At 61.3% G+C, this 24,036-nt stretch carries 22 protein-coding genes, 1 tRNA gene and 1 pseudogene; 11 read left to right on the top strand and 13 right to left on the bottom strand.

Annotated features, from left to right (window positions below; genetic code table 11):
- Nucleotides 1-69: 69 nt before the first annotated feature.
- Nucleotides 70-330 carry a 30S ribosomal protein S20 gene (gene rpsT / locus ACRANW_RS15010; RefSeq protein WP_479432546.1) on the bottom strand — a complete coding sequence of 87 codons (261 nt, stop codon included), beginning with the start codon at nt 328-330 and terminating at the stop codon, nt 70-72.
- A gap of 150 nt (nt 331-480) precedes the next feature.
- Complete coding sequence (gene mutM / locus ACRANW_RS15005; RefSeq protein WP_479432545.1) at nt 481-1,296, bottom strand: bifunctional DNA-formamidopyrimidine glycosylase/DNA-(apurinic or apyrimidinic site) lyase; 816 nt, start codon at nt 1,294-1,296, stop codon at nt 481-483.
- Nucleotides 1,297-1,367: 71 nt separating this feature from the next.
- Between mutM and ACRANW_RS15000 the strand changes: the two genes are divergently transcribed.
- From ACRANW_RS15000 to dut, 4 genes are all read left to right on the top strand, one after another.
- Nucleotides 1,368-2,123 carry a class I SAM-dependent methyltransferase gene (locus ACRANW_RS15000; RefSeq protein WP_479432544.1) on the top strand — a complete coding sequence of 252 codons (756 nt, stop codon included), beginning with the start codon at nt 1,368-1,370 and terminating at the stop codon, nt 2,121-2,123.
- Nucleotides 2,124-2,127: 4 nt separating this feature from the next.
- Complete coding sequence (ubiB, locus tag ACRANW_RS14995; protein ID WP_479432543.1) at nt 2,128-3,684, top strand: 2-polyprenylphenol 6-hydroxylase; 1,557 nt, start codon at nt 2,128-2,130, stop codon at nt 3,682-3,684.
- Between the two features lie 149 nt (nt 3,685-3,833).
- Nucleotides 3,834-5,540: a bifunctional phosphopantothenoylcysteine decarboxylase/phosphopantothenate synthase gene (locus tag ACRANW_RS14990; RefSeq protein ID WP_479432542.1), complete on the top strand. Its 1,707-nt coding sequence runs from the start codon at nt 3,834-3,836 to the stop codon at nt 5,538-5,540.
- Nucleotides 5,537-5,989: a dUTP diphosphatase gene (dut, locus tag ACRANW_RS14985; protein ID WP_479432541.1), complete on the top strand. Its 453-nt coding sequence runs from the start codon at nt 5,537-5,539 to the stop codon at nt 5,987-5,989. Before ACRANW_RS14990 ends, dut begins: the two co-directional genes overlap by 4 nt.
- 95 nt (nt 5,990-6,084) lie before the next feature.
- Here the strand turns inward: dut and ACRANW_RS14980 are convergent, their stop codons facing one another.
- The 6 genes and pseudogenes from ACRANW_RS14980 to ACRANW_RS14955 all read right to left on the bottom strand — a co-directional run bounded on the left by ACRANW_RS14980 (nt 6,085) and on the right by ACRANW_RS14955 (nt 11,698).
- Nucleotides 6,085-6,720, bottom strand: coding sequence for a DUF4136 domain-containing protein (locus ACRANW_RS14980; RefSeq protein WP_479432540.1), 636 nt, complete (start codon nt 6,718-6,720; stop codon nt 6,085-6,087).
- 179 nt (nt 6,721-6,899) lie between these two features.
- Entirely contained in the window at nt 6,900-7,919 is a 1,020-nt protein-coding gene (trpS, locus tag ACRANW_RS14975) for a tryptophan--tRNA ligase (protein ID WP_479432539.1), read from the bottom strand.
- Between the two features lie 22 nt (nt 7,920-7,941).
- Nucleotides 7,942-9,513: a murein biosynthesis integral membrane protein MurJ gene (gene murJ / locus ACRANW_RS14970; protein ID WP_479432538.1), complete on the bottom strand. Its 1,572-nt coding sequence runs from the start codon at nt 9,511-9,513 to the stop codon at nt 7,942-7,944.
- A 28-nt stretch (nt 9,514-9,541) separates the two neighbouring features.
- Entirely contained in the window at nt 9,542-10,087 is a 546-nt protein-coding gene (gene secB / locus ACRANW_RS14965; protein ID WP_479432537.1) for a protein-export chaperone SecB, read from the bottom strand.
- A gap of 187 nt (nt 10,088-10,274) precedes the next feature.
- Nucleotides 10,275-11,054, bottom strand: a pseudogene (locus ACRANW_RS14960) (IS5 family transposase).
- A 215-nt stretch (nt 11,055-11,269) separates the two neighbouring features.
- The gene (locus ACRANW_RS14955) at nt 11,270-11,698 is read right to left on the bottom strand and encodes a hypothetical protein (protein ID WP_479432536.1); all 429 of its coding nucleotides are present in this window, start codon (nt 11,696-11,698) and stop codon (nt 11,270-11,272) included.
- Between the two features lie 431 nt (nt 11,699-12,129).
- On the opposite strand from ACRANW_RS14955, the gene ACRANW_RS14950 reads away from it, so the two are divergent.
- The 4 genes from ACRANW_RS14950 to ACRANW_RS14935 all read left to right on the top strand — a co-directional run bounded on the left by ACRANW_RS14950 (nt 12,130) and on the right by ACRANW_RS14935 (nt 17,532).
- Complete coding sequence (locus tag ACRANW_RS14950) at nt 12,130-12,852, top strand: polysaccharide biosynthesis/export family protein (protein ID WP_479432535.1); 723 nt, start codon at nt 12,130-12,132, stop codon at nt 12,850-12,852.
- A gap of 12 nt (nt 12,853-12,864) precedes the next feature.
- Nucleotides 12,865-15,069: a GumC family protein gene (locus ACRANW_RS14945; protein ID WP_479432534.1), complete on the top strand. Its 2,205-nt coding sequence runs from the start codon at nt 12,865-12,867 to the stop codon at nt 15,067-15,069.
- Nucleotides 15,070-15,418: 349 nt separating this feature from the next.
- The gene (locus tag ACRANW_RS14940; protein ID WP_479432533.1) at nt 15,419-16,564 is read left to right on the top strand and encodes a glycosyltransferase family 2 protein; all 1,146 of its coding nucleotides are present in this window, start codon (nt 15,419-15,421) and stop codon (nt 16,562-16,564) included.
- Between the two features lie 83 nt (nt 16,565-16,647).
- On the top strand, nt 16,648-17,532 hold the full coding sequence (locus ACRANW_RS14935; protein ID WP_479432532.1) for a glycosyltransferase: 885 nt from the start codon (nt 16,648-16,650) through the stop codon (nt 17,530-17,532).
- A gap of 22 nt (nt 17,533-17,554) precedes the next feature.
- On the opposite strand, the gene ACRANW_RS14930 is transcribed toward ACRANW_RS14935, so the two are convergent.
- The gene (locus tag ACRANW_RS14930) at nt 17,555-18,145 is read right to left on the bottom strand and encodes an acyltransferase (RefSeq protein WP_479432531.1); all 591 of its coding nucleotides are present in this window, start codon (nt 18,143-18,145) and stop codon (nt 17,555-17,557) included.
- Nucleotides 18,146-18,237: 92 nt separating this feature from the next.
- Nucleotides 18,238-18,328, bottom strand: a tRNA-Ser gene (locus ACRANW_RS14925).
- A gap of 272 nt (nt 18,329-18,600) precedes the next feature.
- On the opposite strand from ACRANW_RS14925, the gene ACRANW_RS14920 reads away from it, so the two are divergent.
- Together ACRANW_RS14920 and ACRANW_RS14915 are read left to right on the top strand one after the other, a co-directional pair.
- Entirely contained in the window at nt 18,601-19,419 is an 819-nt protein-coding gene (locus tag ACRANW_RS14920) for a DUF1134 domain-containing protein (RefSeq protein ID WP_479433966.1), read from the top strand.
- Nucleotides 19,420-19,479: 60 nt separating this feature from the next.
- Nucleotides 19,480-20,655, top strand: a complete 1,176-nt coding sequence (locus ACRANW_RS14915) for an amino acid aminotransferase (protein WP_479433965.1) — start codon at nt 19,480-19,482, stop codon at nt 20,653-20,655.
- A gap of 57 nt (nt 20,656-20,712) precedes the next feature.
- Here ACRANW_RS14915 and ACRANW_RS14910 read toward each other — a convergent pair whose 3' ends face one another.
- Complete coding sequence (locus ACRANW_RS14910; RefSeq protein ID WP_479432530.1) at nt 20,713-21,723, bottom strand: sensor histidine kinase; 1,011 nt, start codon at nt 21,721-21,723, stop codon at nt 20,713-20,715.
- A 278-nt stretch (nt 21,724-22,001) separates the two neighbouring features.
- Here ACRANW_RS14910 and ACRANW_RS14905 point away from each other — a divergent pair, with 278 nt between their 5' ends.
- Complete coding sequence (locus tag ACRANW_RS14905) at nt 22,002-22,427, top strand: BLUF domain-containing protein (protein ID WP_479432529.1); 426 nt, start codon at nt 22,002-22,004, stop codon at nt 22,425-22,427.
- A gap of 13 nt (nt 22,428-22,440) precedes the next feature.
- Here the strand turns inward: ACRANW_RS14905 and ACRANW_RS14900 are convergent, their stop codons facing one another.
- A complete protein-coding gene (locus ACRANW_RS14900) occupies nt 22,441-23,064 on the bottom strand; it encodes a riboflavin synthase (protein ID WP_479432528.1) in 624 nt (207 codons plus the stop codon).
- Between the two features lie 17 nt (nt 23,065-23,081).
- Nucleotides 23,082-24,035: a bifunctional diaminohydroxyphosphoribosylaminopyrimidine deaminase/5-amino-6-(5-phosphoribosylamino)uracil reductase RibD gene (gene ribD, locus ACRANW_RS14895; RefSeq protein ID WP_479432527.1), complete on the bottom strand. Its 954-nt coding sequence runs from the start codon at nt 24,033-24,035 to the stop codon at nt 23,082-23,084.
- Between the last annotated feature and the right edge of the window lies 1 nt (nt 24,036).

Below are 24,036 nucleotides of genomic sequence, written 5' to 3'. Positions count from 1 at the left end.
CTGGAAACCCCTGCCTCGATTATCCGGATTATCCGCAAAACGCGGCCCGGCATTGCGTGGCGATTCGGCTTAAAGCGTTGAGACCCGGCGGGTAAGGCGCGACAGTTTACGCGCTACGGTGTTCTTGTGCATCACACCGCGCGCCACGCCGCGGGCCAGTTCCGGCTGGGCTGCCTTGAGCGCTGCGGCTGCGGCATCCTTGTCGCCCGCTTCACAGGCCGATTCGACCTTCTTGATGAAGCTGCGGATGCGGCTCATGCGGGCACCGTTAATTTCGGCGCGGGCGGTGTTGCGACGGATGCGCTTCTTGGCTTGCGGCGTATTGGCCATAATTCGTGTCTGTCTCGCGTTTGCTTCGGGCTGCTTGCGGCAGCCGGGAAAGGGATGACGGTTTGCTCGAAAACGGACGAGCGGACACAAGGCCCTACCGCCGGAAAGCAGCGCGCATAGAAGGGACAGCGCGCAAGGTCAATGATTCCCTCACTTCTGGCAGACCGGGCAATACCATGTGCTGCGGCCACCCTGAGCGATCCGGGTGATCGTGCCACCATCATCGCGGCGGCAGGGCTCGCCCGTTCGGCCATAGACATCGAAGGAACTGGCGAAATAGCCCAATTCGCCGTCGGGCCGGGCGTAATCACGTAAGGTAGAACCACCATCGCGGATCGAGGCTTCGAGCACATCGCGGATCGCCGGCACCAATCGGGCGAGCTGTGGCCCCGTAACCTTGCCGGCCTGTTTCGTGGGACGGATACCGGAACGCCACAGTGCTTCGCATACATAGATGTTGCCCAGACCCGCTACGATCCTCTGGTCGAGCAGGGTGAGCTTGATCGATTGCGTCTTGCCCTTCAATGCCGCCTTCAAATGTGCAGCGCTCAGTCCTGGGCCCAGAGGCTCAGGCCCAAGCGCAGCAAATTGGGGCCAGGTGTCCAGCGCGTGCGTTTCCACCAGATCGACCGAGCCAAAGCGGCGCGGATCGCACAGCGCAAAGCGATGCTGCGCGGTTTCCAGCACAAGGTGATCGTGGGGTTCGGCCGTTTCCGGGTCGATCCGCCAACGCCCGCTCATGCCGAGATGGAAAATCATCGTCGCCCCGCGGTCGAGTTGCATCAGGCCATACTTGGCCCGGCGCGACAGCGCCGTCACCGTCGCTCCGGTCATCACCTGAACGAGATCTGCCGGGAACGGGCGCCGCAAATCGGCCCGGTTCAGCGCCACGCGCACGATCCGCTCCCCTTCGAGGAACTTTGCAAGACCGCGAACGGTTGTCTCAACTTCAGGTAACTCAGGCATTGCAAACTTCGCACATGGGAAGCCCTGTAACACTCTTTGCGCCCGGCTCAATTGCCTCTAGGGAACCGCCCATGACACAGAGCACCGATGAAACCGTCTCCTTCGGCTACACCGAGGTCACGCCGGCAGAAAAAACCCGCAAGGTGGGCGAGGTTTTCTCCAGCGTCGCCCGCAAATACGACATCATGAACGATGCAATGTCGGGCGGGATGCACCGGCTGTGGAAGGACCGCTTCGTCAAGCGGGTGAAGCCGCAGGCGGGCGAGCAGATACTCGACATGGCGGGAGGCACGGGTGACATCGCCTTCCGCATGGCCGCCCGAGGCGCGCACATCACGGTGGCTGACATCAATCAAGACATGCTGGATGTGGGCGCCGAACGCGCGCTGGAGCGCGGCGCGGACGCAGCTGAGGGCAGCCTGGTCTTTACCTGCCAAAACGCCGAAACCGTAAGCTTCGCGTCCAACACCTTCGATGCCTACACGATCGCTTTTGGTATCCGCAACGTCACGCATATCGACCGCGCGCTCGCCGAGGCGCTGCGCGTGCTGCGGCCGGGTGGCCGGTTCTTCTGTCTGGAGTTCTCGACTGTCGAATGGTCGGGGTTGAAAGAAGTCTACGACATTTACTCCGAACACCTGCTGCCGCGCATGGGCCAGGCGATTGCGGGGGACGCGGATTCCTATCGTTATCTGGCCGAATCGATCCGCAAGTTTCCGCCAATGCCCGCGTTCGAACAGATGATCCGCGCAGCAGGCTTTGCCAACACCAAGGTTGAACCGATCATGGGCGGGCTTGTCGCGATCCATTCGGGGTGGAAGATCTAGCCGCGTGGCATTCTCCGCTGTTCACCTGCTTCGCCTTGCCCGATGGGGCGTAACGCTGGCCCGCCGCCGGGCGCTGGTCGGGATCGAGAATGATCCCAATGCGCCCGCCGCCGTGCGCCAGTTGGTGCGCCTTGCGCGGCTCGCCACGTTGACGGGAAAGAACGGGCCGCGCGATTATGCCGGAGCGTTCCGCGCCATTGGCCCGGCAGCGATCAAGCTGGGACAAAGTCTTGCCACGCGGCCCGATTTGGTGGGCGACGAAGCGGCGAACAACCTTCTCAGCCTGCAAGACAGCCTGCCGCCGGTGCCATTTGTGCAGATCAAGGCTGCGATTGAATCAAGCTTCGGCCAGCCGATCGAAAAGCTGTTTGCCGAGATTGACCCCGATCCGGTCGGTGCGGCCAGCATTGCGCAGGTTCACAAGGGCATCACGACCGAAGGCCGTACTGTCGCGATCAAGGTGCTGCGCCCCGGCATCCGCGAAAAGTTCGCGCGCGACATTACGACCTATGAATGGGCGGCGGCGCATGTCGAGGCGATGGGGGGTGAAGCCAGCCGGTTGCGTCCGCGCCTGACCATTGCGAACTTCAAGCGGTGGACCAATTCCGAGCTCGATCTGCGGCGCGAGGCGGCATCAGCCAGTGAACTGGCCGAGCAGATGGCGGGCGTTCCGGGCTACCGCATCCCCGGCATCGATTGGGACCGCACCAACGGGCGGGTGATGACGATCGAGTGGATCGACGGGGTCAAGATCAGCCGAGTCGATGAACTGGTCCGGCGAGGGCATGACCTTCCGGCGATTTCTGACCGGCTGGTTACCTGCTTCTTGACCCAGGCGATCAGCGCCGGATTTTTCCATGCCGACATGCACCAGGGCAACCTGTTCGTGGAGGATGACGGCACCATTGTCGCGATCGATTTCGGAATCATGGGCCGCATTGACCTGCGCGCACGCCAATGGCTGGCCGAGATCCTTTATGGTCTGACCACCGGCAACTACCAACGCGTTGCCGAGATCCATTTCGAAGCGCAATATGTGCCAAGCTACCATTCGGTCGGCGAATTCGCCACGGCGTTGCGGGCGGTGGGTGAGCCGATGCGCGGCAAGCCGGTTAAGGAACTCAGCGTCGGCCAGATGCTCGACGGGCTGTTCGCGATCACCCGCGATTTCGACATGCAGACCCAGCCGCACCTGCTTCTGCTTCAGAAGACGATGGTGATGGTCGAAGGGATCGCCACACAGCTCAATCCCGATATCAACATGTGGGACACCGCCGCGCCCTATGTGCGCAGTTGGATCCGGGACGAGTTGGGGCCCGAAGCGGCCCTGGCCGAACGGATCAAGCAGGATACCGAAACGCTGTTCCGCCTGCCCGGCCTGATCCGGCGATTGGAAGAAAAGTATCCGCCCAAGGGCGGCGCACCGGAAACCCCGCCGCTGCCGCCGATCGCGCTGATCACAGACAAGCGCGACGGTAGCAGCCGGCTTGGTTACGTGGTGGCCGTGTTGGCGGGCGCGGGCGGCGTTTGGGGCGCAATGGCGCTGGGCTGGATCGGTTGAATTTTCCGACGGATTTCGAGGCCCGCGGCGTCACGTTTATTTGCGGCCGCTGCGGGCATCCATCAAGGCAAACTTAACCAACCTTTGCGAAGGGTCTCGCTTGCATTAAAGCAGGCATTCGACAGCGCGGCGCGAGAGGCGAGAGTTCAATGAGCACACCCCAGGCGAATGCGAGCAGACACCCTCGCATCCTGCTGGTCGTGGGCGGCGGGATCGCGGCCTACAAGGCCTGTGAGCTTGTGCGCCTGATCCGCAAGGGCGGGGGCGAGGTGACTTGTGTGGTCACGAAGGGCGGGCAGCAATTTGTTACTCCGCTGTCACTTGCCGCGCTGAGCGAAAATCAGGTTTATACCAATTTGTTCGACCTCAGGAACGAGGCCGAAATGGGCCATATCCAATTGAGCAGGGAGGCTGATCTGGTGGTGGTGTGCCCGGCCAGTGCCGATCTGCTTGCCAAGATGGCGACCGGCATCGCGGATGATCTGGCCACCACGCTGATCCTTGCCACCGACAAGCCGGTGATGGCGGTGCCCGCCATGAATGTGCGGATGTGGGACCATGACGCCACCCAGCGCAATATCGCGCTTCTGAAGGCCGCCGGCGTGAATGTGCTCCATCCCGACGAGGGTCCGATGGCGTGCGGGGAATTCGGCTATGGCCGGCTGCCCGAACCCGAAGCGATCTGGCACGCTATTGCCGCGCATTTCGGCATGGATGTGCCCGAGCCGCAATTGCTGGAAGCGCCTGCGCGCCGTTTGGCACCGCCGCTGATCGCGGTCGAAGCGCTTGAGCCTGAAGAGGAAGATGATGACGGCAGCGCCATCATGCCCGCAGGCGGTTTGAGCGGATTCTTCTCGCGTATCATCCCGCGTTCCACTGCCAAGCGCACGCATGACGAGATCGAGGCCGAATACGAGGATTTGCCGGTGCCTGAGCCCGAGGCCGAGGACTTCCCCATGTCCGAGGAGCCTGCGCCAGACTTCGCGCCGGATTTTGGCGGACCCTTGCTGGCGAAAAAGGGAAAGGCCAACGCTGCCCCACCAGTGGACGCAGGCGCCATCAATCACGAGGTCGACGCGCGCAAATCCCGGCCCGAAATGCTGGCACCCCAGGTGTTTGCGCAACAGGTGCCTGATGACATCGAAGCCGATCTTGGCGAAGTGATCGAAGGCACCGCGTTCGGCGTGCCGGCAGCGCACCGGCCGCTCGCCGGACGGCACGTGTTGATCACGGCGGGGCCGACCTGGGAAGCGATCGATCCGGTCCGCTATATCGCCAACCGGTCCAGCGGGAAGCAGGGCTTTGCCATTGCTGCAGCGGCGGCGGCGCTGGGCGCGCGGGTGACCTTGGTGGCAGGCCCGGTGGCGCTGAAGACACCGGCAGGCGTCAAGCGCATCGATGTGGAAAGCGCACGCGACATGGCCGAAGCGGTCAAACGCGCGCTGCCCGCTGACGTCGCGGTGATGGTCGCCGCGGTCGCGGATTGGCGGCCAAAGGACTATCGCGGTGAGAAGATCAAGAAGCGCGGCGATGCACCGCCGGCGCTGATGCTGGTCGAGAACCCCGATATCCTCAGCAATGTTGCGAGCAACCCCAATCGTCCCGCACTGGTGATCGGCTTTGCCGCTGAAACGGACAACATGCTCGAAAACGCCAAGCAGAAGCGCAAACGCAAGAGTGCGGACTGGATCGTCGCCAATGATGTTTCGGGTGACGTTATGGGCGGGGATCGCAACCGCGTGACCATCGTGAGCGGTGACGGTATCGAAATGCTTGATGACATGCCCAAAAGCGCGGTGGCGATGGCTTTGGCCGAGCGGATTGCAGCGGTCTTCCGGGCGGAGGCGGCGGAATGAGCATTTCGGTGGAGGTCAAGCGCCTGCCGCATGGCGCAGAGCTGCCGTTGCCCGCCTATGCCACGGCAGGGGCCGCCGGAATGGATGTTGTCAGCGCCGAGGATGTCTCCATCGCGGCGGGTGCGCGCTATGCCGTGGCGACGGGCCTTGCAGTGGCAATTCCTGAAGGCTTCGAGATTCAGGTGCGCCCGCGTTCGGGTCTTGCGCTCAAACACGGCATTACGGTTCCCAACACACCCGGCACGATCGACAGCGATTATCGCGGCGAATTGAAGGTGATTCTGATCAACCTCGGCGCGGAGCCCTTCGCGGTTCAGCGCGGTGACCGCGTGGCGCAACTGGTGCTGGCACCCGTGGTGCAGGCGGCATGGGATGAGGTTGCCGAACTGGACGCGACTGAGCGGGGTGCAGGTAGCTTCGGTTCGACCGGGGGCCACGCCAAGCTCTGAGAGCAAGAATTGCGGGCAACAAAAAAGGCGGCGCGATCCCCTGCGCCGCCTTCTCTTTTCCCGTCCAAGGGTGTCTTGCCCTTGGCTCTACACCATCAATTGGTCTGGCGCACGGTCTTTTCATCGTCACGGATGGTGATCCGCAAGGTCTCGCCTGAATTCCCCGGAAAATCGGTAAATATCGCATCCACCAGATTGGGCACGAGGCGCGGCAAATTGTTCGAGCGCGACACCGCTTCGGCCTTCCCTTCAAACAAGCGCTGGCCATCGGCCGCGCGGTCGATCTTCAGATCGATGCCGCTGGTGTAGATCGTGTAGCTACGAACATTCGGACCGCCGAAGAACGGATCGTTGAAGCCTAGACCCCAACCCGCGCCGCGCCAGCCGCCCCACGGACCCCACGGGCCAAACGCGCCGAAGCCGCCGCCAAAGCCGCCACCGTTGAAATCGGTACGGATGCGTTCGCGTCCATCGTCAATGCGGTAATCGAAGCGCACCAACAAATCTGCGCCTTCGGGTGTTGCCGCGCTAGCGTAGCCTAATTGCTGCATCTCGGCCGCGACCGAATTTGCATAGGTGGCAAATTCAAGTCCGCCTGCGAGCCTGGGATCTTCCGGCACAATCGCGAAAGATTGGCCCTGCGGCGCCGGGAGCGGAACGGCAAAGCGCGATACATCCGCCTTGAACGGGGTGGCGCAAGCCGAAAGGCCGATGACGAGCGCGATAGGCATAGCGAGCCTGCGCAAAGACTTTACTGAAGACATAGGAGACAACATGACACAACCCTTGTCTGATTTCCACTGCCATCACGGCAATGGTGTTTACCTGCGTTGGTATAACGCTTCGGCATGAACGCCGATTGAATATACGCCGCTCGGTCGGGCTTGGTTTTCTCAAATCCTTCGGAAAATCAGTGACGGACCAGCCCCAGCGCGCGATAAGCGGTGTCGAGCGTTGGCTTGCCGCGCATCCGTGCCTTGGCCGCGCCACGGGCGAGAATCGCGTCCAACGCCTCGCTATCGTCCTTCAGCGCCACAAACCGATCCCGGATCGGACCAAGCTTGGCGACCAGCAGATCAGCCAGCGCCGGCTTGAAGCCGCCGAAGCCCTGGCCCCCAAATTCGCGCAGCACATCGGCTGCCGATTGCCCGGACAATGCGGCGTAGATGCCCACAAGATTGCGCGCCTCGGGCCGGCCGGCCAGCCCGGCCTCCTCGGACGGCAGCGGCTCGGGATCGGTCTTTGCCTTCTTGATCTTCTGCGCCATCGTGTCGGCATCGTCGGACAGATTGATGCGGCTCATGTCGCTGGGGTCGGATTTCGACATCTTGGCCGATCCATCACGCAGGGACATGATGCGCGCAGCCTCGGCCGGGATGATCGGTTGAGGCAAGGTGAAGACCGGCGTCTCTTCTGTACCGAAGTCGTTGTTGAATTTTTGTGCGATATCCCGCGCCAGTTCCAGATGCTGCTTCTGATCCTCGCCCACGGGCACATGGGTGGCCTGATACAGCAGCACGTCTGCGGCTTGCAGCACGGGGTAGGTGAACAGTGCGACCGATTGGCCTTCGCGGTTCTTGCCGGCCTTGTCTTTCCACTGCGTCATCCGATTCAGCCAGCCCATGCGCGCCGTGCCGTTGAGCAGCCATTGCAACTCGGTATGCAGCGGCACCTGCGCTTGGTTGAACAGGATCGCCTTGTCCGGATTGAGCCCGCAGGCCACCAGCGTCGCCACCAGTTCAAGGGTGGAAGATCGCAAGTCGGCCGGATCATGCGGCATCGAAAGCGCATGAAGATCGGCGATGAAGATCAGGCATTCGCCCCCCTTGGCGTGGGCATCGTCCTGCAACTTTACATAGTTGCGGATCGCTCCGAGGTAATTGCCAAGATGGGGCTTGCCCGTGGGCTGGATGCCGGAAACGACGCGCATGATGGTCCTGCCTGAAGAAAGTTTAGCTTTGACGGCGCATTAGGCGCTGGATCGTCGCCTTGTCGAGAACTCCGAGCAGCACGCTCGCTCCGCCATAGGTGATGAGGCTTACCGCCATAATGGCGGCAATGGCTAGTAACCGGTCAATCAGCGGCCCATCGAGCCATGGGGTGATGACGATCATCAGCGCCGCAAGAGCAGCGCCCATGATGCCCGAAGCAACCGCGATCCGTGCGACTCGCCCGACCACACGAGCGGGTAGCCGGAAAAGCCCCCGCCGCGCCAGAATGCCGCCGAGCAGCACAATATTGACCCACGCGCCGATTGCGCCCGCCAGTGCTAACCCGACCACGCCGAGGCCGAGACCGAATATGAAAGTCGCATTGAGGCTGACTGTCACCACCAGCGAGGCCGCAGCGGTGTAAACCGGCGTGCGGGTATCTTTGCGCGCAAAGAAATTGGGGGTGAGCACCTTCACCAACACATAGGCAGGCAGGCCGATGACCAGCGCCGACGTGACCATGCCGGTGATGCGTGCGTCCTCTGCGGTGAAGGCCTGTCCTTCCATGAACGCCTTGACGAAAGCGGACCCGGTGAAAAACAGCGCCACCGCGCAAGGCAGGGTCAGCAGCATGGCAAGCTCGATCGCATTGGCTTGCAGGCGCACCGCCTCATCGTCCTGCGACTTGGCGATGTAGCGCGACAGAGCGGGCAGGATCGCCGTGCCCAGTGCAATCCCGATGACACCAAGGGGCAATTGGTTCCAGCGGTCGGCATAGGCCATGTAGCTGATCGAACCGTCGGGCAGGTAACGATAAAACGCGAGGTCGATGAAGCGGCTGATTTGGTACACGCCCGCGCCGAATACAGCGGGCACGATGAGGACGCCCATTTCCTTGACCCGTGCGGTGATCTTTGGAGCCGTGCGGGGGATGCGATACCCGGCACGGCGCATGAACCAGTAAAGCCATGCCAATTGCAGCAGGCCGCTCACGGACACAGCAATCGCCAGGCCCACGCCGGTGGCGGCGCGGGTCGCTTCGCCGCCCGGCTGGAGCGCGCCCCAGATCAGCGCCGTCAGCAGGCAAATGTTGAGCAGGATCGGCGCAGCGGCCGCCGCGGCAAAGCGCGAAAGCGAGTTCAAGATTGCAGCGACCAGTGTCGCGAGGCTCATGAACATCAGATAAGGAAAAGCGATCCGCCCCATCGTTACCGCAAGATCATACGTCGCCGCGTCGCCGCGCAACTTGTCGTTGGCAAAGGCCCAAAGCACCCACGGCATAGCCAGCATCATCAGCGCGCCAAAGACGACCAGGATCGGCAGCAACACGGCCAAAACCTCGCCGGCGAAGCGCCGGGCCGCGTGCTCGTCCTCGGCCATGTGCCGGTTGAACAGCGGGATGAAGGCGCTGGCAAAAGCGCCTTCGGCAAACAGGCGACGGAAGAGGTTGGGCAGCTGGAACGCCAGCTGCCAAGCGTCCGCCACACCGCCTGCGCCCAGCACGCGGGCGAGCAGAATGTCCCGAGCAAAGCCGAACAGCCGGCTCACCAGCGTCAGACCGCCGATGGTCCCGACATTCTTAAGGAGGCTCATCGGCGGGAACCCTTACCCGGAGCGCGGATCAGGCGTTGCCCGTGACCGGGTCAATCGGCTTGCCGCCCGACGCTTCTTCGGCACGGCGCGACGCGAGTTGCTGCGCATAGAGCCCGTTGAAGTCGACCGGATCGACCATCAGCGGCGGGAACCCGGCATCGCGCACGGCATCTGCCACGACACGGCGGGCAAACGGAAACAACAGGCGCGGAGCTTCGGCATAAAGGAAGGCATGGGCCTGTTCCTCTGCCACGTTGCGCATCCCAATGAGGCCACAATAGGCCAGATCGACAATATACATCGTGCCGCGCTGAGAGGTTGCGGTCAGCGTCAGCTTTAGCGTCACTTCGTGCACGTCCGTGCCGATCACTTCGGTGCCGATGTTGAATTGCACGTCGATCTGCGGCGGTTCAGCCAATTGAAAAACGTCCGGCGCGCTCGGGTTTTCGACCGAGAGATCCTTCACATATTGCGTGATGATCCCGATCGCCGGCGATGTGTCAGCACCATTGGGCTGTGGCCCGTTCGCGCCAGTGGTGTCGAGATTGGTGAGGACGCCTTCTTCGTCGGCCATGGTGTCGCTTGTCTTTCAAAAGTGTCGTTGGAAAATGAGTGACGTACAGTGCACCTGGCGCACGGTCTTTGCACCCGGTTCGCTTGGGCGTGCGCCTAGCAGGGGCGTGGCAAGCCCGCAACTGCGGGTGTATTGTCCTAAATGAGGCACTCCGCGATAAACCCTTAGGCCGTGTTGACAAAAGACTTCAGCATAGGGGAATGGCGGCAATGTTGAGGAAGCTTGCGAACGATAGGACGGTCTTGTCGTAGCGGGTGGCGATCCGGCGCTGCTGCTTGAGCTTTCCGAACATGCGCTCGACGCGGTTGCGGTCCCGGTAGCGTCGATAGTCGGGATGCTCGGGCACCTTGCGGTTCGAACGGGGCGGGATGATCGGCAGGATGCCCCGGACCAGCAAGGTCTCCCGGAAGCGATCACCGTCGTATCCCTTGTCCGCCAGCAGCGCTTTGGGTGCAGCGACCGGGATCTCCATCAGCGGTTCGGCTGCGGTGTGATCGGAGGCCTCGCCGCCGGTCAGGATGAAGCCGAGAGGCAATCCCTGATAGTGTGCTTCGCACGCCTACGGCTCCGCAGCGGGCGTGGATTTTGTTTGTAAAGCCGCCGCGTGATCGACCAAGTGCATTCGCACAAGCCCCCCTTTTCCGCCCGCTGCCGAGACGTGGCCGCGAACGCTGGTGCTGTCGATCATGTGCTGCCAGTCGTCGGTCAGACCAAGATCAACCAGCGTTTGCAGCAGCGCATCCCAGACGCCTTGTTCGGCCCAGCGCCGAAACCGGACATAGACCGAGTTCCACTTGCGGTAGCGCTCGTGCATGTCGCGCCAAGGGCAGCCGACCCGCAGCACGTGGAGCATACCATTGAGAAAGCGCCGATTATCCCCGGCGGGACGCGCCCAGCGTCCCCGCTCAGGCGGCAGCAGCGGCCCGATCAGTTCCCACTCCGCATCCGACAAGTCTCCGCGACCCATGACTGCTCCTCAAAAAGCAGTCGTGGAAGCGAAGCTGTGCAAAGCACAATCAGAACAAAGCGGATTTGGGAATGCCTTTTGTCAACACGGCCTGGTCACACGCGCGGCGGTGCAGAGGGTCCAGAGGCAACGCGGTTAGGCTGAGTTGGCCTAGGTAACGATTTCTAGAGCGTTAGCACCGCCGACAACTGTCTGGCGGTCGTGGCAGACCCATTTTAGGGCCGCGCTCGGACCACTTTAATATACTGTATCGCGCCGGCAAGGACGACAGTACTAGCCCCCAGATCAATGATCCAGTTGAGCTTGAGCGGGCCAAAAAGCAGCCCATCTACGGCGTGAAACGAAGTCAGGCGGAGGGCTACCAGAAACAGCATCGCCAGCGCCGCCAACACGCAAATCGCCTGAATGATGTTGCGCCGGCCGCGTAAACCGCGCGCCCGTGTGAAGAGATACCAGGAGGCTGCCGCGACAGCGACGCAGATCATTGCTGCGGCCAACGGTGCCTGGAGGACGCGGCGCTCCCGGTAGCTGCCTGATTCCCTCAACGAGGAACGCAGCAGGTCCCGCAAAAGCTCCTCAACCGCAAACACACGCAAAATGGCGAGAGCCGCGAAAAACGCGGCCAAAAGCAACCAGGTACGCATGTGAGCGGGCGGTTGGCGCAAACGTGCTGCGGTCGCAGCCGCGACGAGGCAAGCGAGCAAAACCACGCCATAAACCCCGCTCGCGCTCAGGCTCAGAACTGAGGGCGCGGGCGGCATTGCATTCCTCTTTCTGATCGACAGTCGCTCGCCATCTGCAAGAATTTCCCGTCAAGAGGTGAAGGCGACCGCAGAATAATCATGTGACCTCTCGGGTAATAGGGCATTAAAAAATTGCATCAAGACTGGCCGAACGCATCTGCACGAGGTGCGCACAAACGGGCTTCTGGGGGCTGGAGTGCCAGCGCAGCTCCGGCTCTAAATGTGACGGAATGGCCAAGAAAGGCGATGAAACGTGCGCCCGCTCGGGGAGCATTTGTGTTGCACTGCGAAATTCCTATGGCTAAGTGAAACCGCCTATTTAGGAGGGCTCCATGACAGCTATCAAATCCCGCGCCCATATTAATGCCCCGGTGCTTGGGTTGGCGTTGGCGTCGCTTGCGGGATGCGCTTCAACCCCCGATCCAATTATCGGCGCGAGCGTTTCCCAGCCGCGGGTAGAGCTTGGTCAGGAGAACTATACCGATCAGCGCCCGACGACTTATATGCTGCGGCCTTCTGACAGTATTTCAATCAGCGTCTTTCGTGAGCCCGAGTTTTCGATCGAGTCCGTCCGCATCGGCGTTGAAGGCAGTGTTTCGCTGCCCATGATCGGCTCAATCCCGGCGGCAGGAATGACTGCCAAGCAGTTCGAGCAAGATGTGACACGTCGGCTCGCAGCAGTAGGCCTTAAGTCTCCGATGGTGAGCGTCAATATCGCGGAATATGCTTCGCATTTGGTGACTGTTGAAGGCGCGGTGGAGGAGCCGGGGGTTTTTACCTTTCAGCCTGGTGCCCGCCTTTCGTCGGCGATTGCCATGGCGAAGGGTCCTGTGCGGACAGCCAACCTCAATCAGGTTGCCGTGTTCCGCGAAAGTCCGCAGGGTATCATGGTCGCCAAATTTGACTACGCCCAGATGAAGCAGGGTACTATGCTTGATCCGGTACTCCAGCCCAATGATCGCGTCATTATTGGCGTAGATGGCAGATCGGTGTTTTATGACGATCTGCTCAAGGCCCTCCCGGCTTTCGGCATATTTGCCGTAGCAGGGCGTTAGGTAATAAAAATTATGAACGACAAATCGATTGTTCAAGCTCCTGGCCCCAGAGGACAGGGGACTTGGCTCGACAGTTATATGCCTGAACCTCAGTTCGGCATGGCTCCGCCACGCCAAACTTTCTTCAATTTTGCGGCCTTGCGGGGGATCATATACCGCCAGCGCTGGCTGGTGGGCGCGGTCATCGTATTGGCGCTCCTTGCAGGTGTCATCGTAACACTTCTCGCTCAGCCGATGTATCAAGCCGACGCAAAGCTTGGCGTGAAGCCAACCGGGCAATACATCGTTGAAGGGCAAGACACCGATCCAGGCTTCAACCCCGTACAAATCTATGACTACCTTGCCACCCAGGTTGAAATTATCAAAAGCCGCAATCTGGCGGCTTCCATCGTTGAACAAGGCAACCTTGCAAACCGCGCTGATCTGCTTGGCAGTGATATCGACAGCCAACGCGCGCCGGGTATGTCCGATGAGCAGTGGCTCCAGGCGAAGAAGGACATGGCGACATCGATCCTGGTATCATCTGTCGTTTCGGAGGTGCCCAAGAATAACTGGGTGTTGACCATCAGCTTCCAGTCCGAGAGCCCGACCTTGGCTGCCGAAATGGCCAATGCTTATGCAGACGCCTTCATGAGGACAGGATCAAACACTTCGGCTGAGGGCAATGCCTATGCCGCCGATTATCTGAAGCAACAGATCGAAGAAACGCGCACTCGCTTGGCTGACGCTGAAAAGGTTGCCAATAGCTATGCTCGCAACAGCCGCATCTTAATCGAGCCAGCCACGGCTGTGGAAGGCACGACACCATCCACTCTGACTGCCAGCAACCTTGCTAACATAAACGCCCGCGTATCGAGCGCGCGGGCGGCGCGGATTGAATTAGAGCAGCGGTGGCGAACAATACAAAACCTGCCAGCATCGCAGCTGCCTGAAGTACAAGGCAATCCCGCATTGCAAGCCGCCTTGACCGAGCGTTCGGGGAAGACGGCGCAACTGGTCGAGCTGCGTCAGCGCTACAATGATGATTTTCCGCAAATCCAGACCCTGCTGGCGCAGGTGAGGCTGATTGACGCGCAGATCGAACGCAACAGCAGCGATGTTAAGGCGACCGTGCGCAATGCGTTTCTGGTGGCACAAAGACAGGAACAAGCTCTCGAAAATGAGTTGGCTTCGCTCACTGGCGACAGATTGGTGGAGCAGGACCAGCAGGTAGAGCTGAGCGTGTTGGAGCGAGAGGCTCAGGCACTGCGTGACCAGCTCAAATCGCTGCTCGATCGATATAACCAGATCAACAGTGCCGCTAACATTGATTCCGGCACCATCACGAAAATCGATTCGGCAATCGTTCCCACCGAGCCGTTCGAGCCCAATCTTGTGAAGAATTTGGGCATTGCCATTGTGCTCGGCATTGCGGCAGCCGCTGGTTTGGCTGTGCTGCGTGAAACCTTGGACGATCGCATCCGCTCGCTAGACGAAGTCGAAGAGAAGCTTGGACTGCCACTGCTTGGCCACACACCTCACGTTGAGGGGCGAGACCTCGAAGCGTTGGGCACTGATCGGTTTAGTGCGCTCATGGAAGCTTATTCCTCCATCCGCGCTGCAATCGACTTCACGATCCCGCGCAATCGGAATGTCATCCAGCTAACGAGTAGTGAGGCTAGTGAAGGAAAAAGCACCACATCCGTCATTCTAGCCGAGCTATTTGCCGGCCTTGGGCGAAAGACGCTACTTATTGATGGCGATCTGCGCCGTCCTTCGGTCGCTGGCCTGCTGGAAATCGAACGACCAAAGGTTGGCCTCGTCGAAGTGCTTTTGGGCCACGTTACGCTGGAAGCTGCTGTGGTCAAAGGTGTCCACGAAAACCTGGAAATCCTGCCCGTGGGCGAAATCCCGCCCAACCCTACCGAGATTCTTTCCTCACCCGAATTGCGTGATTTTATCGAGCGGGTCCGCGGAGAATATTCGTTGGTTATCTTTGATTCCTGCCCGGTCATGGGCCTCGCCGATGCCCCAATTCTCGCCAGTCTCGTTGATGGAACTGTTTTTGTGCTGGAAGCGAACCGCCTTCCCTTCGGACAGGCGCGGTCGGCCATCCGTCGCATTGGAATGGCGGGCGGCAACCTGATCGGCGTTGTCCTGACCAAGTATCGCGCGCTCGAAGCGGGTCAATCCTACAATTACCAATACGGATATTACGAATACGGGCGGGATAAGTAGCGCCTCTGGCTTAACGGATCCCACCCCGATTGCGGCACATGTTGGTCTGACTTTGTTTGGCGAACCTCACAATCGGAAAACAGGCAATGCGCTCGGACAGGAACAGATTGAGAAAGATGGGCGATGCGAGCTCCGTCACGGTCATCGCATCAACGCGGAACGACGTAACGCGTGTTGCGAGTTTCATTAAGACGGCCCAGAGAGGCTTACTCAAGTTCCCGACCCAGCACCACTTCGCCGGTTCTAGCGGTTTCAGGGATGTCTTGGACGCGCCTTTACCATCCTTTGGATTGGCCGCCAGAGACTGCGACAACGGCGATCCTGATGGGTCCCGGCGCCAGCTTCATCAATGGCAACTCTGCAGCCGTCTGCTCGCCACCCAAACGTTGCGCAACGCATCATTGTACTTATCGCTTCTCTTTTTGGTAATTTTCGCTCCATCCCCGCGCAGCAAACTGGCACAATGACAAATCTACCACCCGTCCACATGGTCACACAAACGGAGGGGGAGGCTTCATTAGGCAACTCAAAGTCAATGGAACCATCCCCTACGTCGCCCACTCTCAGCATTCTGATTGTTGCTTACAACTCGGCTGCGGTGATCATCGCCTGCATCGCTTCGATCCCGAAGGCCTGTGCCCGGCATGATTTCGAGGTGCTGCTGATCGACAATGGTGACGGTTCCACCGAAGCGCTCGTGGCTGCCACTTTCCCGGATGTCAAAATCGTGGCGAGTCAGGGTAATATCGGCTTTGCTGGCGCCAACAACCTGCTGGCTGCGGAAGCCTGCGGCCGGTTTGTCTTGCTCCTCAACCCTGATGTGGTGCTGGAGGCGAACGCAGTCGATTACCTGATCGAAGCGGCGGCGACGGCTGATCCGTCGACAGCCGCCTGGGGCGGCGTGACTCTGGACAGCGCAGGAAATCCAGACAACGGAAACACCGTTCACATCCCATCCCTGCGGGAAATGGCAAGCCGTACGTTAGGCCGTTCGATTGCCGCCGGGCACGGCCACCTCGGCATTGACACCGATGCCGAGGTGGCCGTGCTCAGCGGCAGCTTCGTCATGTTCCAGCGACAGGCGTGGGATGAGGTCGAAGGCCTTGACGCGCGATACTTCCTGTATTGCGAAGAAGTTGATCTGTTTTACCGCCTGTCACAACGCGGTTATCGGTTCTGGCGTATTGCCAAGTCCCGCGCCTTTCACGACATCGGGCATGGCCAGCCTATTTCACCAGTGCGGATGCTTTATCGGGCGGCCGGAAATATGCAGTTTGCCCGCCTGCATTGGAACGGGACACGACAGGTGCTTGCATTCGTTCTCACGTGGCTTGGTGCCTGGCAACGGGTCATGGCTGGTCGGCTGCTCGGGCGGTGGTTGCCGCATGTTCGGGCCGCTGGAGCAAGCCACCGCGATATCGCCATGCGCCCGAACTATTGGCGCTATGGATACGATCCCGACCGGGGACTGCTCGCTAAACTCGGCAAGAATTAAGCGAGCGCACTGCTGTCCTGATGCCAATATAAGTCTGATCGAAGCCAGAGGGCATTTCTGGTGACTCTTTGGAGAGACGTCCCATGACTGAGACCGACCCGTCGGCATTCACGGTGATCATCCCGGCCCACAACGAAGAGGCGGTGATTGCGCGCTGCCTCAACGCCTTGTTGGCCGATGTCCCGGACGACAGCATGATGCAGGTCATCGTCGCCGCCAATGGCTGCAATGATGACACCGTGGCGATCGCCCGCAAGACCGCCCCCGGCGCGGTGGTGCTCGATTTGCCGGTTGGGTCGAAAACTGCGGCCATGAATGCGGCCAATCAAGCGGCGCTCCATTTTCCGCGCATCTATCTCGATGCTGACGTCCAGTGCTCTTATGGCTCGCTGCTGGCTGTGGCGCAGGTTCTGCGTGAGCCGGGTGTGATGGCGGCCGCGCCGGCGCTGCGCATGGATCTGTCGCGCTCCAACGGGCTGGTGCGGGCCTATTACCGGATGTGGCTGACCCAGCCTTATGTCAAACGGGCGCTGGTTGGCTCTGGCTGCTTTGGCCTCTCTCTGGCGGCATATGAGCGGATCGGCGATTTTCCGCCGATCACGGGAGACGATATCTGGGTCTATTCACGCTTTACCGAGGCCGAACGCCGCAATATCGCCAGCGATGCCGAAGGCCGCCCCGTGTGGTTTCTGGTTTCACCGCCGCGCCGGGCGGTCGATCAGATCCGGGTCGAGACGCGTCGGCGCCTTGGCAATGAACAGATCCTGCGCGATTACCCCAATCCCCACTACGCCGGATCGAACAATGCCGGCGACCTGCGCGATGCGTTGCACGGCGGGGCTTCGGTGTTCGATGTGCTTATCTACGTTGCAATCAAGGCGCTGATCCGTCTGCGGGTGCAGCGTACCAGACGCGCACGCAAGGACATCGTGTGGGAGCGCGATCTGGCCGCGCGGGAGGCGTCATAACAATTGAGCGAGCCGCGGTGAATCACCGGTTCGTTTCTTCGCCGCTTACCCCGATTTTGCGCTGGCTCACAATTCGAGCCGGTGAACCGGCGATAATGCTCATCGGAGCAAATTCGCCGCGCACCACTGCCCCGGCGGCCACGATGCAGCCGTCGCCGAGGCGGGTGCCCGGGAGCACCAGGGCGCGCGTTGCCAGCCACACATCATTGCCGATCACGATATCGCCTTCGGCCATGGGCTGGTCGGTCACAGGACTGCCGAGATCGTAGCGATAGGTTGCAGCCGTCAGCATCACCTCGGGCCCGAACAGCACATCATCACCAATGACAATGCGACCATCGCGTGGCCCTGCCCACAGGTGGCAGCGCGAACCGATCCGCACCCGGTGCCCGATCTCGATCCGTTCAGGGTTATGAAAGACAGTATCAGGGCTGACATTGCGCGCGCCTGCGAACCGGACAGTGCGCATCGGGCTAACATGCGAATAATTGTAATAGTTCACAATTTTGACAAGGTGTAGCCATGCGCGTGGATCCAACAGCGAGGCAATCAAGCGCACACCGCGCGCGGTCCGGTTGAGCTTCTTCTTGCGGGGCAAGGTGGGGGTCGTCACTGAACAGCGCCTCCAATACTGCAGCAGGCCCTCGCTTAGTAAAGGGCTTGCTAGGCCCTTTGGCTGGGTTTGGACCGGCTTGGAAAGGCCGGTGGCGGAGACGGAGGGATTCGAACCCTCGGTACCCGGATAGAGTACGGTTCCTTAGCAGGGAACTGGTTTCAGCCACTCACCCACGTCTCCGGACCACAGCATCGCTGCGAACGCGGCGCTATAGTCGGCCCTTGCATCAGCGGCAAGGTGGCATTCACAAAAAAGCATCGTGATCGCCTGACAGGCAGATCCGGCGGGCAAGCGGCTGGTTCGGCACGCGTTCAGCCTTGCGGGCCTAGCCCGTCACGGCTCGTCGCAAATCCGATTCGCCCCGGCGACGAGCAGTTGCGCGGATCGGAGGAAGCGATTCTCGTGCTTGCGTGATAATCCGGGGCTGACACGCCGCTGCGAAAGGCTGCATGATGAGCATGATGAACGCCCGCCTCCCCGATCTGGGTCGCCGTATCGCCGGGTTGGCGATGGGCGCGCTTGCCGCGCTTGCGCTCACCGCGCCGGCGGCCGCGCAGGATCTTGAAACCTTTGACCCTGACGCCGCTTACAGCCAGCCAAACAGCGCTGGCGGGGTTGATGGCGATTTAGAGGCGCCGCAGCGGCAACCTGTCCCGGTGCAACCGGCGCAGACCAATGGCACGTTCAGCTCTGAGTTCGATACCTATCCTGCACCGCAGAGCAATCCAGCCACCCCGCTGCCGGACCAGGGCGTTGCCCCCGTTACCACCGCCGCACAGAACAGTGGCCAGACCTATGGCGAGGACGATCTGATCGGCGCGGCCGAGGGCGTGTTTGGCAAAGGCGCCGAAGGACTTGCCAAGCTGATTGAAGACTTGCTGAAGCAACAGGGTGAGCCCAACGGCTACATCGTTGGGCGCGAAGCGGGCGGGGCATTCATCGTAGGCGCACGCTATGGGTCGGGCACATTGCATCACAAGGTCGAAGGCGCGCGCCAGGTTTACTGGACGGGGCCTTCGGTGGGCTTTGATGTGGGCGCCAATGCAGCCAACACCTTCGTGCTGGTCTACAATCTGTATGACACCGAAGAACTCTACAAGCGTTTCCCGGCAGGTGAAGGCCAAGCTTATTTTGTCGGGGGCCTGACGGCGAGCTATCTGCGTCGCGGCGACGTGGTGCTGATCCCGATCCGGGTTGGTGCCGGCCTCAGGCTTGGCATCAATGCAGGCTACATTAAGTTCTCCAATGAACAGAAATGGTCGCCTTTCTGATCCGGTAGAGCGCGATCCCGGTTGCGATGACGCGTGTTGCGCGCCATGGCGCTGGGCATGATGCTTGATCGACTCAGCCCGCAGGCGCCCGACGCCCTTCTCGCCCTGATACGTCTCCACGCAGCTGACGCGCGCGATGACAAGATTGACCTTGGCGTTGGCGTCTATCGCACCGAAGATGGCGCCACGCCGGTGTTCGCCGCGATCAAGGCGGCTGAGCAGGTTCTGGTCGATAAACAGGATTCCAAGTCCTACCTTGGCCCTGAAGGCGACGTGGGTTTCGTCAATGCGTTGATGCCCTACATTTTCGGCCGCGATGCCACGATGGGCGGTCGCATTACCGGGATGCAGACGCCGGGCGGAACGGGCGCGGTGCGCCTCGCGCTGGCGCTGGCATTCAAGGCCGGTGTTCGCCGTGTTCACATGGGCGTGCCCAGCTGGCCCAACCATGCGCAAATCCTGGCCGATCTCGGCATGGAGCTGGCACCTTTCGACCACGCCAACCCCGATGGCACAGCCAACCTTGATGCCGTGCTGGCCGCCATCAACGGTGCGGGCGATGATGAGGCCGTGCTGCTTCATGCTTGCTGCCACAACCCGACGGGTATCGATTACACTGCTGGACACTGGGCGCAGATCGCCGAAGCCTTTGCAACCAGTGGCACCTTCCCGATCATCGACGCCGCTTATCAGGGCCTTGGTCAGGGGCTTGAGGAAGACGCTGCCGGGATGCGCAGCGTTTTGACCGCTGTGCCCGAAGCCTTCATCGCCTACAGCTGCGACAAGAATTTCGGCCAGTATCGTGACCGGGTGGGCGCATTTTATGTGCTCGCCACGGAACAGAGCACGCTGGATACCGCCTTTTCCAATGCCAATGCGCTGGCCCGTGCGGCGTGGTCCATGCCGCCCGATCATGGCGGCGCGGCGGTGCGGATCATCTTGCGCGATCCCGACATGACCAAGCAATGGTTGGCCGAGCTTGACGATATGCGCGCCCGGATGCGCAAGGTGCGTGATGCGCTGGCCAAGGCCGGCACAGCGGGCCGGATCGACCTGACGCCGCTGGGCACGCAAAATGGCCTGTTTGCGATGCTTCCCGTCACAAAGGACGAGGTCGCTGCGCTGCGCGAGGACCATGGTATCTACATGGCCGCATCGGGCCGGATCAATATTGCCGGGCTGACCACCGGCAACCTGCCCAAGTTCATCGCCGCGCTCTCGGCTGTGGCAATCTAGCATTTGGTATGGCCCTCCCACCAGCCGATGCTGGAGGGCGGGCGCAGCGGTTGCAAGCTAGAGGGTGAGGCGCCCGGGATTGATCTTCATCGTTACAACAAGCCCGGTTTCCACCCAGTCATATTCGATGGAACCCTGTAAACTGTCGACGATGCTCTGTTCGATCAGCTTCGTGCCATATCCCGGCTCGTGAATTGGCGGCTTGACCTTCGGCCCGCCACTTTCTGTCCAGACGATCGTCACCGCTTCATCGCGCGCCGTGCTGGACACATCGAGCGTGCCATTGTCCACCGACAGCGCGCCATATTTGAGCGAGTTGGTCGCCAGTTCATGGACGATCAGCGCAAAGATGGTCGTGGCAGCATCGCCGACCCGCATGCGCGGCACGGAGACCCGAATGCGACCGCTGAACGCGCCAAGATCATCATAGGGCGCCAGCAAAACCGATAACAGATCGCCAAGCAACGATGACGGCGCCTTTGTCTGACCAGGAACAGGCCGGACCAGATCATGCGCGCGGCCCAGCGCGGCCAATCGCCGGGTCAGTTCGGATGCCATCTGGCTTGTGTTTTTGGTGGAAAGCGCCGTGATGTGGGCAAGGCCTGACGCGATGGCCAACATGTTCTTGACCCGGTGGCTCATTTCGCCTGCCAGCAATTCACGCCCTTCCTCTGCCTGTTTGCGACCAGTTACATCAAGGAAGATGCCGAACATCACGTCCCGCACGATCCCCTCATCATCGCCCTGACCGCGGCCGGAAATCCAACGCAGTTCGTCGCCCACCATGATGCGAAAATCGATTTCATACGGCCCGATGATCGCGCGGGTCGCATTGAAGGCAGCGCGCACACGGTCACGGTCGGCAGGGTGGATGTGGGCCGACAGATCTTCGAAACTGACTTCCGTGTCTCTGGGGATGCCCCACAGATCATAGGCGTGGTCGTCCATCGCGAGCGCATCGGTTTCGACATTCCAGGACCACAGCGTCACGCCGGCGGCTTGGATCGCACGCACCAGATTGTCGGGCTGCCAGAGCAGGGGTTTGAGTGTTTCAGCTTTGGTCGTCACAAGGTGGTACTCAAGGCGTCATCCACTTTTCTGTTTTCCCGTCTTCCTGCGTTATCAACCTAGGTAGCAATCAGCAAGGAAGGGGCGCCAAAGGGCCATAATGAAGCGATTGGGATTGCGTGCCGATGCGCCGACCCCCTCACAATGTGCTGCATGCGCCCGTCTTCATCGAACGGCTTTGCCCAGTTCTTGGTGAACCTTTGCAAAACACAGTCATCCACTGACACTTACGCAACAGACATCTATCGCTCGCGTCCAGTTTGTCGTAGCATGCCTTGATGATGACCACTGCAGATTCAACAATCGACAAGCGCCTGATTTATCGCTCGCAGCCCTTCGGCTTCGATACAGCCATGCTGGCTGGCATCTTGTCGTCTGCGCGGCGTAACAATCCGCAGCTTGGCATCACCGGCGCGCTTGTTTGTCGACATGATCTCTACCTCCAGATGATCGAAGGCCCAGCGGACTCCATCGACACGCTGTTTGCCCGGATCGTCGAAGATGACCGCCATTTCGACGTGCAACTGCTTCTGACCGAGCCTATGGGCGAGCGGTTGTTTCCCAATTGGGCGATGCTGGATGATACCGCGCCGTCGCAATTCTGGACGGCGAACGAAGTCGCGGCCGGCGTGCTGGAATCGTCAACCCCCGAAGAATTGCGCGCGCCGTTCCTGCGGCTGAGCGCGGCCCATCCGGGCAACTGATCGCCGCTCCCGTTTACCGGGCTGCGACGAGTGTTTGCATCCGCTTGAGATAGCGCGCCAGCACATCAATCTCGAGATTGACGCGGTCGCCTTCGGCTAGCGCGCCCAGCGTAGTCACCGATGCGGTGTGCGGAATGATATTGAGCAGGAAATCGCACGTACCGTCGGGCCGATCGCGCACGTCGTTGACGGTCAACGAGACGCCGTTGACGGTGATCGAGCCTTTCTCCGCGATAAAGGGGGACATCTCGGCCCGCGCCCGGATAGCGATCTGCCAGCTGCCGCCGTCCTGCGTCACCTTGACCACCTCACCAACCGAATCGACATGGCCGGTAACGATGTGACCGCCCAGTTCATCGCCCAGCCGCAAGCTGGGTTCGATATTGAGCTGCGCGCCCGCGTTCCACATGCCCGGAACGGTGCGACTGACGCTTTCGCCCGACAGATCGACATCGAACCAGGCATCACCCGGCGAGCCGCCGCGTTCGACCACGGTGAGGCACACGCCCGAACACGCAATCGAAGCGCCGATGGCGATGCGCGCAGGGTCAAGCGGGGCGGTGATGCGCAGGCGCAGGTCGCCGCGCTGTTCGGCGGCGGCGATGGTGCCGATGGCGGTGACGATGCCGGTGAACATGGGTGGCGGGTTCCTCTCTAGTCTCGGCAGCGCAGATAGGCAGTGAATTGGTCGCTGCCAAGCTGGCAGCGTTCGCTGATGTGCCAGCGCCCGTGCGCGTCCGACAGGCTGGCAAGACCCAGCGCGCCAAGGCTGCGGCGGCCGTCACCGATCAGGATCGGCGCGGTGTAAAGGTGCAGTTCGTCGACCAGATCGGCAGCGATAAAGGCCGCCGCCGTTTCCGCGCCGCCTTCGACATAAAGGTAGAGCACGCCATCGAGGCTGGCGATGGCGTGGGGTGAAGCAATGGCGGTGACATCGGCGGCGGGCGCTTGCCCCTTGGTGAGCACGACCCGCTGCGGGGAACGCACCTCCAGCCCGGGCAGACGCACATCGAGCCGGGGATTGTCCGCCCGCCACGTCGCGCCGCCCACCAGGATCGCGTCATGCCGCGCACGGTGGGCATGGACATGCGCACGCGCCGTCTCGCCGGTGATCCACTGGCTGGTACCATCGGCAAGCGCGATGGAGCCATCCAATGAAGTCGCCAGCTTTAGCGTCACCCACGGTCGGCCAAGGCGCTGGCGCGTCAGAAATCCGGCGAGGCTTGCGGCCGAGGCAGCATCATCCAGCAGCTGCGTTTCGATCCCGGCGGCTTGCAAGCGCGCAAGACCCGCGCCTGCGGTGCGCGGATCGGGATCGTGCTGCCCGATGACAACGCGCGCCGGAGGAGCGTTAGCAAGCAGGTCCGCGCAAGCCGGGCCACGCTGCGATGTGTGCGCGCATGGCTCTAGCGTCACATACAGCGTCGCTTGCGCCAGCGCCTGCGGGGAAAGGCCGGACAATGCCGTGGCCTCGGCATGGGGGCGACCCCCGGCTTGGGTCCAGCCGCGCGCAATCACTTGGCCCTGCGCGACGACAAGCGCGCCAACGCCGGGGTTGGGGCGCGATAGCGGGCGCGCACGTGCGCCCAGCCGCGCAGCGGCGGCCATC

This window comes from Erythrobacter sp. 'gip.4 top 5' (assembly GCF_056495765.1).
The sequence above is the reverse complement of the archived record's forward strand: the minus strand, read 5'-3'. Positions and strand labels throughout refer to the sequence as shown.